Source organism: Pseudomonas sp. USTB-Z (genome assembly GCF_019691255.1).
GTDB lineage: Bacteria > Pseudomonadota > Gammaproteobacteria > Pseudomonadales > Pseudomonadaceae > Aquipseudomonas > Aquipseudomonas alloputida.
Window position 1 is genome coordinate 57,573 of sequence record NZ_JAECZP010000021.1, and the last position, 13,238, is coordinate 70,810.

Here is a 13,238-nt window from a genome sequence, read left to right on the forward strand (position 1 = left end):
CAAGACATGAGCGAAGTAATCACCCGAATCGAACAGACCCGCGACATGCTGTTGGCGGCGTTGGCCGACCGCGACTGGGAGGCGGTGGGGGAGTTGGACCTGGAATGCCGTTTGCGCATCGGTGACATGGTGTCCGAAGCCAAAGGAAATGAGGCGGACGTGAGTGCCAGTCTCGAGGAATTGCTGGTCGTTTACCGCCAACTAATCGAGGTTGCAAGTGGCGAGCGTCAATCCTTGGTCAATGAAATGACGAAAATCCGTCAGGCGAAGAACGCGGCAAAGGTATACCATTTGTTCACCTGACCACCGATGTTGCAAAAAGCCGTGCGCCATTAATTTGACTGATCGGTGTTTTTTGACTTTACTAGTGGCTGTTTTCGAATTTCAGACGTCCGAACACTGACCATTCAGTCGGAATGATGTCGAGCACGCCCCTGCAGGGCGCCGATATGACTAGGGAAGTTGCTATTGCATGTGGCGTGAAACCAAGATTCTGCTGATCGATGACGACAGCGCGCGCCGCCGCGACCTTGCGGTGGTGCTGAACTTCCTCGGCGAAGAAAACCTCGCATGTGCCAGCCATGACTGGCAGCAGGCGGTCGAGCCATTGTCCTCGAGCCGCGAAGTGCTGTGCGTGCTCATCGGCACCGTGAATGCTCCGGGCAATCTGCTTGGGCTGCTTAAGACAGTGGCTACCTGGGATGAGTTCCTTCCGGTTCTGCTTTTAGGTGAAATTTCTTCTGCCGAGCTGCCGGAAGACCTTCGCCGCCGGGTGCTTTCCAACCTGGAAATGCCGCCAAGCTACAGCCAGCTGCTGGATTCGCTGCACCGTGCTCAGGTTTACCGCGAAATGTACGACCAGGCGCGCGAGCGCGGTCGCCAGCGCGAGCCCAATCTGTTCCGTAGCCTGGTGGGCACCAGCCGTGCCATTCAGCACGTGCGGCAAATGATGCAGCAAGTGGCGGATACCGACGCCAGCGTGCTGATCCTGGGTGAGTCCGGCACCGGCAAGGAAGTGGTGGCGCGCAACCTGCACTACCATTCCAAGCGCCGTGAAGCGCCGTTCGTGCCGGTCAACTGTGGCGCGATCCCGGCCGAGCTGCTGGAGAGCGAACTGTTCGGCCACGAGAAGGGCGCCTTTACCGGGGCCATCACCAGCCGTGCCGGGCGTTTCGAGCTGGCCAACGGCGGTACCCTGTTCCTCGATGAAATCGGCGACATGCCGTTACCGATGCAGGTCAAGCTGCTGCGTGTGCTGCAGGAGCGTACCTTCGAGCGCGTGGGTAGCAACAAGACCCAAAGCATCGACGTGCGCATCATCGCTGCGACGCACAAGAACCTCGAAACCATGATCGAGGACGGCACCTTCCGCGAAGACCTGTACTACCGCCTGAACGTGTTCCCTATCGAAATGGCACCGTTGCGTGAGCGGGTGGAAGACATCCCGTTGCTGATGAACGAGCTGATTTCGCGCATGGAGCACGAGAAGCGCGGTTCCATTCGCTTCAATTCCGCCTCGATCATGTCGCTGTGTCGTCACGGCTGGCCGGGTAACGTGCGCGAGCTGGCCAACCTGGTCGAGCGCATGGCGATCATGCACCCGTACGGGGTCATTGGCGTGTCGGAACTGCCGAAGAAATTCCGCTATGTCGATGACGAAGACGAGCAGATGGTCGACAGCCTGCGCAGCGACCTGGAAGAGCGCGTGGCGATCAATGGCCACACACCCAACTTCAGCAATCACGCCATGCTGCCGCCCGAAGGCCTGGACCTCAAGGACTACCTGGGTAGCCTGGAGCAGGGCCTGATCCAGCAGGCGCTGGACGATGCCAACGGTATCGTTGCGCGCGCGGCTGAACGTTTGCGTATTCGCCGTACCACCCTGGTCGAGAAAATGCGCAAGTACGGCATGAGCCGCCAGGGTGGCGAGGAACAGGCCGAGGATTGACGCCTGGCGGTTGCCTGTGCCGGCTTCTTCGCGGGCACGCCCGCTCCCACAGGATCGATACACATCTTCAATTCGGTGATATCCCTGTGGAAGCGGGCGTGCCCGCGAAGAGGCCGGCATAAATCCCTATCTCCGGCACGGCTATTGCTACATCGCTGGCAACACACCGTTTTTATGACGGTCAGCCACGCGAGAGAGCACGATGCCCCAGGCCGCCCACGTATCCCGAGCCCCCGAACAGCAGGGGCAAACCCCGGTCGCGCAGGACAACGGCCAGGGTATCGCGCAGGCCTTCGCCCTGTTCAATCAGGTGTCCAGCCAACTGAGCCAGTCCTACAGCCTGCTCGAAGCCCGGGTCAGCGAGCTCAAGGGCGAGCTGGCCGTGGTCAGCGCCCAGCGCATTGACGAACTGAGTGAAAAGGAACGCCTGGCCAACCGCCTGCAGAACTTGCTGGATTTGCTGCCCGGCGGGGTGATCGTGATTGATGGCCAGGGCCTTGTGCGCGAAGCCAACCCGGCTGCTTGCGAGTTGCTCGGCGAGCCTCTGATCGGTCAATTGTGGCGTCAGGTAATCGCCCGTAGCTTTGCCCCGCGCAAGGACGACGGCCACGAAGTCTCGCTGCGCGACGGTCGCCGCCTGTCGATCGCCACCCGCTCACTGGATGCCGAGCCTGGCCAATTGGTGCTGCTCAACGACCTGACTGAAACCCGTCGCCTCCAGGACCAGCTGGCTCGCCACGAGCGGCTGTCGTCGTTGGGGCGCATGGTTGCCTCGCTGGCCCACCAGATCCGCACGCCGCTGTCGGCAGCCATGCTGTATGCCGGCCACCTGGCCGACAACGAGCAAGCGCTGAGCGCGCAAACCCGTCAGCGCTTCGCCGCGACCTTGAAGGAGCGCCTGCACGAACTGGAACACCAGGTGCGCGACATGCTGGTGTTTGCCCGTGGCGAGTTGCCGCTGGGGGATCGGGTGACCCCGAAAGCGCTGTTCCAGGCCCTGCAGCAGGCGGCCCAGGCGCATGTGCAGGGGCACGCCGTGCGCTGGCAGTGCGACAGTCATCTGGGTGAGCTGCTGTGCAACCGCGACACCCTGGTGGGCGCCTTGCTCAACCTGATTGAAAATGCCCTGCAGGCCAGCGATGGCCCGGCACGGCTGAAGGTGCACCTGTACCGCCGCGAACGAAGCTTGCACCTGTGCGTCAGCGATGCTGGCAGCGGCATCGATGCAGGCTTGCTCGGCCGTTTGGGCGAGCCGTTCCTTACCACCAAGGCCACCGGCACCGGCCTGGGCCTGGCCGTGGTCAAGGCGGTGGTGCGTGCGCACCAGGGCACGATCAACCTGCGCTCGAAAGTCGGCCGTGGTACCTGCGTACGGGTAGAGCTGCCGTTGATCGACGGGCAATTGGCGGAGGGGGTGTAATGGCAATCAAGGTGCTGCTGGTCGAGGATGACCGCGTATTGCGCCAGGCGCTGGGCGATACCCTGGAAATCGGCGGTTTCGCCTACCAGGCCGTGGGCAGTGCCGAAGAAGCGCTGGAGGCCGTAGTGGATGACGCGTTCAGCCTGGTGGTCAGTGACGTCAACATGCCCGGTATGGACGGGCACCAGTTGCTCAGCCAGCTGCGCCGCCAGCAGCCACAGTTGCCGGTACTGTTGATGACGGCGCACGCTGCCGTCGAGCGTGCGGTCGAGGCCATGCGCCAAGGCGCCGTCGACTACCTGGTCAAACCGTTCGAGCCCAAGGCGCTGCTCAGCCTCGTGGAGCGGCATGCCGCCGGGCGTGTGACCGGCGAAGAGGGGCCGGTGGCCTGCGAGCCGGCCAGCCGCCAATTGCTGGAACTGGCGGCCCGTGTGGCGCGCAGTGACTCGACCGTGCTGATTTCCGGCGAGTCCGGTACTGGCAAGGAAGTGCTGGCGCGCTACATTCACCAGCAGTCGCCGCGTGCGGCGCAGCCCTTCGTGGCGATCAACTGCGCGGCGATCCCCGATAACATGCTCGAGGCCACCCTGTTCGGCCACGAGAAGGGTGCCTTCACCGGCGCTATTGCGGCTCAGGCGGGCAAGTTCGAGCAGGCCGAAGGCGGCACCCTGCTGCTCGACGAAATCTCGGAAATGCCCATGGCCTTGCAGGCCAAGCTGCTGCGTGTGCTGCAGGAGCGCGAGGTGGAGCGGGTAGGCGGGCGCAAGCCGATCAGCCTGGACATTCGGGTGCTGGCCACCACCAACCGCGACCTGGCCGGCGAAGTGGCAGCCGGGCGCTTCCGCGAAGACCTGTACTACCGCCTGTCAGTGTTTCCGCTGGCCTGGCGCCCGCTGCGTGAGCGGCCGGGCGATATCCTGCAGCTGGCTGAGCGCTTGCTGGCGCGCCATGTGGCCAAGATGAAGCACACCCCGGTGCGCCTCTCGCCAGCGGCTCGGGCCTGCCTGCAAGCCTATGCCTGGCCGGGCAACGTGCGCGAACTGGACAACGCCCTGCAGCGGGCGTTGATTCTGCAGCAGGGTGGCGTGATCGAGGCGGCGGATTTTTGTCTGGCAGGCGCCATTCCATTGTCAGCTAGCACCGAGCCATCTCTCCAGGTGGTTGCTGATGCCGGCGGCTTGGGGGATGACATGCGTCGTCACGAGTACCAGATGATCATCGACACCCTGCGCGCCGAGCGCGGCCGCCGCAAAGAGGCGGCCGAACGCCTGGGGATCAGTCCACGTACGTTGCGCTACAAGCTGGCGCAGATGCGCGATGCCGGGTTTGACGTCGAGGCCAGTCTGTTCGGCTGACTGGCCAATCATCTGCAACTGGCGCGGACCTCTGTGGGGGCGGCCTTGCGTCGCGATAGGGTCGCAAAGCAGCCCCGGCGATCTTTGCGGCGGAGCTGAAGTCCTGGGGCCGCTCCGCGCCCCTATCGCGACGCAAGGCCGCTCCCACAGGAATTGTGTGATCCCTGGGAAATGAGTTGCGAAGGCTGGCACCTTTGTTGCTTTAGGTAGGTCATTCGCCGCATGACTGTCAAAAAAATGCGGCCGCAGGAGAGAGAAGGGTCATGAGCCAAGGTGTTGAATTCAATCGTCTGATGTTGGACATGCGGGCCATGCAGGCCGATGCCATGTCGCTGCCCAAGGTAACGGCCGCCCCCGAGCTGGCGCCAGGGCAAAGCACCTTCGCCGACATGCTCGGCCAGGCCATCGGCAAGGTGCATGAGACGCAGCAGGCCTCGACCCAACTGGCCAACGCGTTCGAAATCGGCAAAAGCGGCGTCGACCTGACTGACGTGATGATCGCTTCGCAAAAGGCCAGCGTGTCGATGCAAGCCATGACCCAGGTACGCAACAAGCTGGTCCAGGCGTACCAGGACATCATGCAGATGCCGGTTTGAGGACGGATGTAACCCATGGCTGAAGCAGTCGTCGAAAACGCCCCCGCCAAAGCTGGCTCGCCAGCGGCCAAGCCGCCGCTGTTTGGCATGGCGTTTCTGGAAAACATCTCGCAGATGCCCATGCTGCGCCAGATCGGCCTCATGGTCGGCCTGGCGGCCAGCGTGGCCATCGGCTTTGCCGTGGTGCTGTGGTCGCAACAACCCGATTACCGTCCGTTGTACGGCAGCCTGTCGGGCATGGACACCAAGCAGGTCATGGACACCCTGGCCGCTGCTGACATCCCCTATAACGTGGAGCCCAACTCGGGGGCCCTGCTGGTCAAGGCCGACGACCTCTCCCGTGCGCGCCTGAAACTGGCAGCCGCCGGCGTGGCGCCGAGCGACGGCAATGTCGGCTTCGAGCTGCTCGACAAGGAGCAGGGCCTGGGCACCAGCCAGTTCATGGAAGCTACCCGCTACCGCCGCAGCCTTGAAGGCGAACTGGCCCGTACCGTTTCCAGCCTCAACAACGTCAAAGCCGCGCGCGTGCACCTGGCCATCCCGAAAAGTTCGGTGTTCGTGCGTGATGAACGCAAGCCCAGCGCCTCGGTACTGGTCGAGCTGTACCCAGGCCGTGCACTGGAAGCCGGGCAGGTGATGGCCATCGTCAACCTGGTCGCCACCAGCGTGCCGGAACTGGACAAATCCCAGGTCACCGTCGTCGACCAGAAAGGCAACCTGCTGTCCGAACAGATTCAGGATTCCGCGCTGACCCAGGCCGGCAAGCAGTTCGACTACAGCCGCCGGGTGGAAGGCATGCTCACCCAGCGTGTGCACAACATTCTGCAGCCGGTGTTGGGCAACGACCGCTACAAGGCCGAAGTGTCCGCCGACCTCGACTTCAGCGCGGTCGAGTCCACCTCCGAACAGTTCAACCCCGACCAGCCGGCGTTGCGCAGCGAGCAGTCGGTCGACGAACAACGTGCCAGCAGCCAAGGCCCGCAAGGCGTGCCTGGCGCGCTGAGCAACCAGCCGCCAGGCGCCGCTTCTGCACCGCAGACCACTGGTGGCGCGGCTACCCCGGCTGCTGCCATTCAGCCTGGCCAACCGCTGGTGGATGCCAACGGCCAGCAGATCATGGACCCGGCCACCGGTCAGCCGATGCTCGCGCCGTACCCGTCAGACAAACGTCAGCAAAGCACCAAGAACTTCGAGCTGGACCGTTCCATCAGCCACACCCGCCAGCAGCAGGGGCGCATGACCCGCCTGTCGGTAGCGGTGGTGGTGGACGACCAGGTCAAGATCGACCCGGCCACTGGCGATACCACGCGGGCGCCATGGGGTGCCGAGGACCTGGCGCGCTTTACCCGCCTGGTGCAGGACGCAGTCGGCTTCGATGCCAGCCGTGGCGACAGCGTGACAGTGATCAACGTGCCGTTCGCCGCCGACCGTGGCGAGGAAATCGCCGATATCGCCTTCTACCAGCAGCCGTGGTTCTGGGATATCGTCAAACAGGTGCTGGGCGTGGTGTTCATCCTGGTGCTGGTGTTCGGCGTGCTGCGGCCAGTGCTGAACAACATTACCGGGGGCGGCAAGCAGGCTGCCCCGGACAGCGACATGGAGCTGGGCGGCATGATGGGGCTGGATGGCGAACTGGCCAACGACCGCGTCAGCCTGGGTGGCCCGACAAGCATTCTGCTGCCTAGCCCGAGCGAGGGTTACGAGGCACAGCTCAACGCAATCAAAGGCCTGGTGGCCGAAGACCCGGGCCGTGTGGCTCAGGTCGTGAAAGACTGGATCAACGCCGATGAGTGATAACCGAGCCGTTACCGCCAAGCTGAGCCGCGTCGACAAGGCGGCGATCCTCCTGCTCTCGCTGGGCGAGACCGATGCGGCCCAGGTGCTGCGGCACATGGGCCCGAAGGAAGTGCAGCGGGTGGGTGTGGCCATGGCGCAGATGGGCAATGTGCACCGTGACCAGGTTGAACAGGTGATGAGCGAGTTCGTCGACATCGTCGGCGACCAGACCAGCCTGGGCGTCGGTTCTGATGCGTACATCCGCAAGATGCTCAACCAGGCCCTGGGCGAGGACAAGGCCAACGGCCTGGTCGACCGCATCCTGCTCGGCGGCAATACCAGCGGCCTGGACAGCCTAAAGTGGATGGAGCCGCGTGCCGTGGCCGACGTGATCCGCTATGAGCACCCACAGATCCAGGCCATCGTGGTCGCCTACCTCGACCCGGACCAGGCCGGTGAAGTGCTGAGCAACTTCGACCACAAGGTGCGCCTGGACATCGTCCTGCGCGTGTCATCGCTGAACACCGTGCAACCCGCGGCGCTGAAGGAGCTGAACCAGATTCTCGAGAAGCAGTTCTCGGGCAACTCCAACGCCGCGCGTACCACCCTGGGTGGCATCAAGCGGGCGGCCGACATCATGAACTTCCTCGACAGCTCGGTGGAAGGCGCACTGATGGACGCGATCCGCGAAATCGACAGCGACCTGTCGGAGCAGATCGAAGACCTGATGTTCGTCTTCAACAACCTGGCCGACGTCGACGACCGGGGCATCCAGGCGCTGTTGCGCGAAGTGTCCTCCGACGTGTTGGTGGTGTCGCTCAAGGGCGCCGACGAGCGGGTCAAGGACAAGATCTTCAAGAACATGTCCAAACGTGCTTCGGAGTTGCTGCGCGACGATCTGGAGGCCAAAGGGCCGGTACGGGTCAGCGACGTGGAAACCGCGCAGAAAGAAATCCTCACCATTGCCCGGCGTATGGCCGAGGCCGGCGAGATCGTGCTTGGCGGCAAGGGCGCCGAGGAAATGATCTAAGGTATTCGCGATCCCATGGCCGACGCCGCCTTTTGTAGGCGCGGGTTTACCCGCGAAGGCGTCGGCCCTGGCAATCGAGGTTGTCGCTGCCGACGCATTCGCGGGTGAACCCGCTCCTACAAGGGACCGTGTCGGCCGAACATGGTTTGAGAACATGACAGCATGCCCACCAAAGAACACCACCCCAGCGACCTGATCCGCGCCCGCGACCTCGAGGGCGTGGACGTGTGGACGCTGCCCAGCTTCGACCCGGAACCGGAGCCTGCGCCCGAGCCAGAGCCGGAACCCGAGGTCATCGCGGAAGAAGTCGAGGAAGTGCCGCTGGAAGAAGTCCAGCCACTGACCCTGGAAGAGCTCGAAGCCATCCGTCAGGAGGCCTACAACGAGGGCTTCGCCACCGGGGAGCGCGAGGGCTTCCACAGCACTCAGCTCAAAGTCCGCCAGGAGGCCGAAGAGGCCCTGAAGGCCAAGCTGGACAGCCTCGAGCGGCTGATGGCCAACCTGATGGAGCCGATCGCCGAGCAGGATACGCAGATCGAGAAAAGCCTGGTGCACCTGATCGCGCACATGAGCCGTCAGGTGATTGGCCGCGAGCTGCGCAACGATTCCAGCCAGATCACTCAGGTGCTGCGCGAAGCGCTCAAGCTGCTGCCCATGGGCGCGGACAATATCCGCATCCACCTCAACCCGCAGGATTTCGAGCTGGCCAAGGCCCTGCGCGAACGCCATGAGGAGAACTGGCGGCTGCTGGAAGACAGCGCGCTGCTACCGGGTGGTTGCCGCATCGAGACGGCCCACAGCCGTATCGATGCCACCATGGAAACGCGTATCGAAAAAGCGGTGGCGCAGCTGTTCGACCAGTTGCACGACCATTCCCTGCACCCGGCGGCGCCAGACATGACGATAGACCTGGACGCGCCGGCCGAGCGTGCCGTGGACAGCCCAGATGCACCTTGAACGCACCAGTTTCGGCAAGCGCCTAGGCTCTTACGCTGAGGCCATCGCGCTGCCGGCCCAGCCCATCGTCGAAGGCCGCTTGCTGCGTATGGTTGGCCTCACCCTGGAAGCCGAAGGCCTGCGCGCAGCAGTCGGCAGCCGCTGTTTGGTGATCAACGATGACAGTTATCACCCGGTGCAGGTCGAAGCCGAAGTCATGGGCTTTGCCGGGCCCAAGGTGTTTCTGATGCCGGTGGGCAGTATCGTCGGCATCGCGCCGGGGGCCCGGGTAGTGCCGCTGGATGACGGCGGCCGCCTGCCCATGGGTATGAGCATGCTGGGCCGGGTGCTCGACGGCGCCGGCCGTGCGCTGGATGGCAAGGGCGGGATGAAGGCCGAGGACTGGGTGCCGATGGACGGCCCGGTGATCAACCCGCTCAACCGCGACCCTATCAGCAAGCCGTTGGATGTGGGCATTCGCAGTATCAACGGCCTGCTTACCGTCGGCCGTGGCCAGCGGCTAGGCCTGTTTGCCGGTACCGGGGTGGGTAAATCGGTGCTGCTGGGCATGATGACCCGTTTCACCGAGGCCGAAATCATCGTGGTCGGCCTGATCGGTGAGCGGGGGCGCGAGGTGAAGGAGTTCATCGAGCACATCCTCGGTGAGGAGGGCCTCAAGCGCTCGGTGGTGGTGGCTTCGCCGGCCGACGATGCGCCGCTGATGCGCCTGCGCGCCGCCATGTATTGCACACGCATTGCCGAGTACTTCCGCGACAAAGGCAAGAATGTGCTGTTGCTGATGGACTCGTTGACCCGTTTCGCCCAGGCCCAGCGGGAAATTGCCCTGGCCATCGGCGAGCCACCGGCCACCCGGGGTTACCCGCCCTCGGTGTTCGCCAAGCTGCCCAAGCTAGTGGAGCGGGCAGGCAATGGCGAACCTGGCGGTGGTTCGATCACTGCGTTCTATACCGTGCTGTCTGAAGGCGACGATCAGCAAGACCCGATCGCCGACTCGGCGCGGGGCGTGCTTGACGGCCACTTTGTGCTGTCGCGTCGGCTGGCTGAGGAGGGCCATTACCCGGCCATCGACATCGAAGCGTCGATCAGCCGGGTCATGCCCCAAGTGGTCGATGCCGACCACTTGCGCCAGGCGCAGAAGTTCAAGCAACTGTGGTCGCGTCTGTCGCAAAGCCGCGACCTGATCAGCGTGGGTGCCTATGTGGCCGGCGGTGATCCGGAGACCGACCTGGCCATTGCCTTGCAATCGAAGCTGGTTGAGTTCCTGCGCCAAGGCCTGGGCGAGAATGTGGGCATGGCGCAGAGCCGCGAACAGCTGGGGGCAATTTTCACGCCCCCGGCAGGTTGATAAGCCATGGCGCTGCCCGGACGTGCCGCGCGCCTGGCGCCGGTGGTGGACATGGCCGAAGAGGCCGAGCGCAAGGCGGCTCAGCGCCTTGGCCATTTCCAGCAGCAGGTGGCCACGGCCCAGGCCAAGCTGGCTGAGCTGGAGCGCTTTCGCGAGGATTACCAGTTGCAGTGGATCAACCGCGGCGGGCAAGGGGTCAATGGCAGCTGGCTGGTCAATTATCAGCGTTTTCTGGGGCAGCTGGAAACGGCCATGACCCAGCAGCGGCAAAGCCTGGTCTGGCACCAGAACAACCTCAATAATGCCCGTGGTGCCTGGCAGCAGGCCTATGCCCGGGTGGAAGGTTTGCGCAAGCTGGTACAGCGCTACCAGGACGAGGCCCGGCGCGCTGAAGACAAGCGCGAGCAGCGCTTGCTGGATGAGCTGTCGCAGCGCCTACCGCGGCAAAACCCTCTATAGGTGTTCGCCGCAGGCCTTGCAGCGGAATAATTGGCCCGAAACAAATGCGATGTCTTGCCCGCGAATGCGGTGGCGGCTGCGACGGTGTATGACCGGGTATATTGGCTGGCAGGTCCGGCCTATTCGCGGGTGAACCCGCTCCTACCACGGTATTGGGCGACACCACCGATTGATGTAGGAGCGGGTTTACCCGCGAAGAGGCCGTACAGGCCATCAAAGCCACGAGCCTGCATCCGCTTGCCACCCCCACCATCGCCTGCTAAACCTTAGAGCAGTTGCATCCGCCATCATCGAAGGAATCGCTAGCATGGCAGTCGAGACTGATTTTTCGCAGGACGGGAAAAAGCTGACCATCAAGATCAAGGGGCGCTTCGATTTCGGCAAGCATCAGGAGTTTCGCGACGCCTACGAACGCCAGCCCAGGCGCCCGGATTCGGTGGTCGTCGACCTGAAGGACACCACCTACCTCGACAGCTCCGCGCTGGGCATGCTGCTGTTGCTGCGCGACCACGCGGGCGGCGACGAGTCGGATGTGCGGGTAGTGCATGCCAGCTCCGACGTGCGCAAGATTCTCGCTATCTCCAATTTCGAAAAACTCTTCGATATCAGTTGAGCGCCGACATGCCGGCCGAACAGGCGTTGACCGTGCTGGTCGCCGAAGACAGTGCTGTCGATCGCCTTCTGCTTGCGCAGATCGTGCGCCGCCAGGGGCATCAGGTATTCACTGCGGAAAACGGCGAGCAGGCGGTAGCGCTGTACCTCGAGCGGCGCCCGCAACTGGTGCTGCTGGACGCCCTGATGCCGGTCATGGATGGCTTCGAGGCGGCGCGGCAGATCAAGGCATTGGCTGGCGAGGCGCTGGTGCCGATCATTTTCCTGACGTCGCTGAATGAAGAAGAAGGCCTGGTGCGTTGCCTGGAGGCGGGGGGCGATGATTTCATGGCCAAGCCCTACAGTGCGGTGATCCTCGCTGCCAAGATTCGCGCCATGGACCGTCTGCGTCGCTTGCAGGCAACGGTACTGGAACAGCGTGACCAGATCACCCGGCATCACCATCACCTGCTTAACGAGCAGCGGGTCGCCAAGGCGGTGTTCGACAAGGTGGCCCACTCGGGTTGCCTTTCTGCACCCAACATTCGCTACCTGCAATCGCCTTACGCGCTGTTCAATGGCGACCTGATGCTGGCGGCATTTACCCCGGCCGGCGACATGCGTGTGCTGCTTGGCGATTTCACCGGTCATGGCCTGCCGGCGGCGGTCGGCGCCATGCCGATGGCTGAGGTGTTCTACGGCATGACCGCCAAGGGCTACGGCATGGCGCAGATCCTGCGCGAGATGAATGCCAAGCTCAAGCGCATCCTGCCGGTGGACATGTTCTGCTGTGCGCTGCTGCTCAACCTCAGCATGCAGCGCGGCTCGGTGGAGGTATGGAATGGCGGTATGCCTGATGGCTATCGCCTGTCGGTGGATGGCCAAGTGCTGTCGGCACTGAGTTCGCGGCACCTGCCGCTGGGCATTCTGGCCGCTGAGCGCTTCGATGACAGCACAGAGGTGTTGCCGCTGGCACCGGGCGAGCGCCTGTTGCTGCTGTCAGACGGTGTGCTCGATACCGCCGACGACCAGGAGCGCCTGTTTGGCGTACAGCGCCTGCGAGCGGTGCTGGCCGACAACCGCGACCCTGTGCAGTTGTTCGATGAGCTGATGCTGGCCCTGGAGCGTTTTGGTGGGCAGCCACGCGATGACATCAGCTTGTGCGATATTCGCATGTTCACTGCCGAGGAGCGGGTGCCGGCACCGATGATCTACTCTGATAGTGGCCGCTCCAGCCCGCTGGACTGGTCGCTGAGCTTCGAAGTGCGTGGCGAAAGCCTTAAGCGCTTCAACCCTGTGCCTTACCTGGTGCAGTTGTTGCAAGAAATTCATGGCCTGCGCGCGCGTACCGGCAACTTGCACAGTGTGCTTAGCGAGTTGTATGCCAATGCGCTTGAGCATGGTGTGCTGGGCCTGGACTCACAGCTCAAGCGCGATGTGCAGGGCTTTACCGACTATTACCAGGAGCGCGCCCGGCGCCTGGGCTCGCTGACCGAAGGCTTTGTAAGCATCGATTTCAAGGTTGAACCGCATGGCGGCGGTGGGCGTCTGATGATCGAGGTGCGCGACAGCGGTGCCGGCTTCGACGTGCAGCAAGTGCTTGCGCGGCCTTCGCTGGATCAGGGGCTGAGCGGTCGCGGTCTGAATCTGGTGCGGCAGTTGGCCAGTGACGCGCGCTGGAGTGAAGGCGGGCGTTGCGCGCATGTGGAGTTCGTATGGTGAGCCACGGGTTGGCTCGGGCATAATCTGGCTTGATCAAGG

General features: G+C 63.5%; 12 protein-coding genes. All 12 read left to right on the forward strand.

What is annotated here, in order from left to right:
• Positions 1-6 precede the first annotated feature (6 nt).
• The 12 genes from I8746_RS21270 to I8746_RS21325 all read left to right on the forward strand — a co-directional run bounded on the left by I8746_RS21270 (position 7) and on the right by I8746_RS21325 (position 13,199).
• Positions 7-303, forward strand: coding sequence for a hypothetical protein (locus tag I8746_RS21270; protein ID WP_012051623.1), 297 nt, complete (start codon positions 7-9; stop codon positions 301-303).
• A 169-nt stretch (positions 304-472) separates the two neighbouring features.
• Positions 473-1,948 carry a transcriptional regulator FleQ gene (gene fleQ, locus I8746_RS21275; RefSeq protein WP_003254443.1) on the forward strand — a complete coding sequence of 492 codons (1,476 nt, stop codon included), beginning with the start codon at positions 473-475 and terminating at the stop codon, positions 1,946-1,948.
• Positions 1,949-2,150: 202 nt separating this feature from the next.
• A complete protein-coding gene (locus tag I8746_RS21280) occupies positions 2,151-3,368 on the forward strand; it encodes a PAS domain-containing sensor histidine kinase (RefSeq protein ID WP_088513380.1) in 1,218 nt (405 codons plus the stop codon).
• On the forward strand, positions 3,368-4,723 hold the full coding sequence (locus I8746_RS21285) for a sigma-54 dependent transcriptional regulator (protein WP_088513379.1): 1,356 nt from the start codon (positions 3,368-3,370) through the stop codon (positions 4,721-4,723). The genes I8746_RS21280 and I8746_RS21285 overlap by 1 nt, the downstream gene beginning before the upstream one ends.
• 263 nt (positions 4,724-4,986) lie before the next feature.
• On the forward strand, positions 4,987-5,319 hold the full coding sequence (fliE, locus tag I8746_RS21290; RefSeq protein WP_003254438.1) for a flagellar hook-basal body complex protein FliE: 333 nt from the start codon (positions 4,987-4,989) through the stop codon (positions 5,317-5,319).
• A 15-nt stretch (positions 5,320-5,334) separates the two neighbouring features.
• A complete protein-coding gene (gene fliF, locus I8746_RS21295; RefSeq protein ID WP_004577671.1) occupies positions 5,335-7,113 on the forward strand; it encodes a flagellar basal-body MS-ring/collar protein FliF in 1,779 nt (592 codons plus the stop codon).
• Positions 7,106-8,125 (forward strand): flagellar motor switch protein FliG, encoded by a 1,020-nt coding sequence (fliG, locus tag I8746_RS21300; RefSeq protein WP_003254434.1) that lies wholly within the window; start codon positions 7,106-7,108, stop codon positions 8,123-8,125. The genes fliF and fliG overlap by 8 nt, the downstream gene beginning before the upstream one ends.
• 162 nt (positions 8,126-8,287) lie before the next feature.
• Positions 8,288-9,082, forward strand: coding sequence for a flagellar assembly protein FliH (fliH, locus tag I8746_RS21305; protein WP_003254431.1), 795 nt, complete (start codon positions 8,288-8,290; stop codon positions 9,080-9,082).
• The gene (gene fliI / locus I8746_RS21310; RefSeq protein WP_012051628.1) at positions 9,072-10,427 is read left to right on the forward strand and encodes a flagellar protein export ATPase FliI; all 1,356 of its coding nucleotides are present in this window, start codon (positions 9,072-9,074) and stop codon (positions 10,425-10,427) included. The genes fliH and fliI overlap by 11 nt, the downstream gene beginning before the upstream one ends.
• A 6-nt stretch (positions 10,428-10,433) precedes the next feature.
• Positions 10,434-10,886 carry a flagellar export protein FliJ gene (gene fliJ, locus I8746_RS21315; RefSeq protein WP_012051629.1) on the forward strand — a complete coding sequence of 151 codons (453 nt, stop codon included), beginning with the start codon at positions 10,434-10,436 and terminating at the stop codon, positions 10,884-10,886.
• A 307-nt stretch (positions 10,887-11,193) separates the two neighbouring features.
• Positions 11,194-11,499 (forward strand): STAS domain-containing protein, encoded by a 306-nt coding sequence (locus I8746_RS21320; protein ID WP_003254426.1) that lies wholly within the window; start codon positions 11,194-11,196, stop codon positions 11,497-11,499.
• Between the two features lie 8 nt (positions 11,500-11,507).
• Positions 11,508-13,199 carry a fused response regulator/phosphatase gene (locus tag I8746_RS21325; protein ID WP_003254425.1) on the forward strand — a complete coding sequence of 564 codons (1,692 nt, stop codon included), beginning with the start codon at positions 11,508-11,510 and terminating at the stop codon, positions 13,197-13,199.
• Positions 13,200-13,238 lie beyond the last annotated feature (39 nt).

What these genes read in the sequence shown, in the direction of transcription:
- I8746_RS21270 (WP_012051623.1), top strand. Translation starts at nt 7, where the DNA reads ATGAGCGAAGTAATCACCCGAATCGAACAGACCCGCGACATGCTGTTG.
- fleQ (WP_003254443.1), top strand. Translation starts at nt 473, where the DNA reads ATGTGGCGTGAAACCAAGATTCTGCTGATCGATGACGACAGCGCGCGC.
- I8746_RS21280 (WP_088513380.1), top strand. Translation starts at nt 2,151, where the DNA reads ATGCCCCAGGCCGCCCACGTATCCCGAGCCCCCGAACAGCAGGGGCAA.
- I8746_RS21285 (WP_088513379.1), top strand. Translation starts at nt 3,368, where the DNA reads ATGGCAATCAAGGTGCTGCTGGTCGAGGATGACCGCGTATTGCGCCAG.
- fliE (WP_003254438.1), top strand. Translation starts at nt 4,987, where the DNA reads ATGAGCCAAGGTGTTGAATTCAATCGTCTGATGTTGGACATGCGGGCC.
- fliF (WP_004577671.1), top strand. Translation starts at nt 5,335, where the DNA reads ATGGCTGAAGCAGTCGTCGAAAACGCCCCCGCCAAAGCTGGCTCGCCA.
- fliG (WP_003254434.1), top strand. Translation starts at nt 7,106, where the DNA reads ATGAGTGATAACCGAGCCGTTACCGCCAAGCTGAGCCGCGTCGACAAG.
- fliH (WP_003254431.1), top strand. Translation starts at nt 8,288, where the DNA reads ATGCCCACCAAAGAACACCACCCCAGCGACCTGATCCGCGCCCGCGAC.
- fliI (WP_012051628.1), top strand. Translation starts at nt 9,072, where the DNA reads ATGCACCTTGAACGCACCAGTTTCGGCAAGCGCCTAGGCTCTTACGCT.
- fliJ (WP_012051629.1), top strand. Translation starts at nt 10,434, where the DNA reads ATGGCGCTGCCCGGACGTGCCGCGCGCCTGGCGCCGGTGGTGGACATG.
- I8746_RS21320 (WP_003254426.1), top strand. Translation starts at nt 11,194, where the DNA reads ATGGCAGTCGAGACTGATTTTTCGCAGGACGGGAAAAAGCTGACCATC.
- I8746_RS21325 (WP_003254425.1), top strand. Translation starts at nt 11,508, where the DNA reads ATGCCGGCCGAACAGGCGTTGACCGTGCTGGTCGCCGAAGACAGTGCT.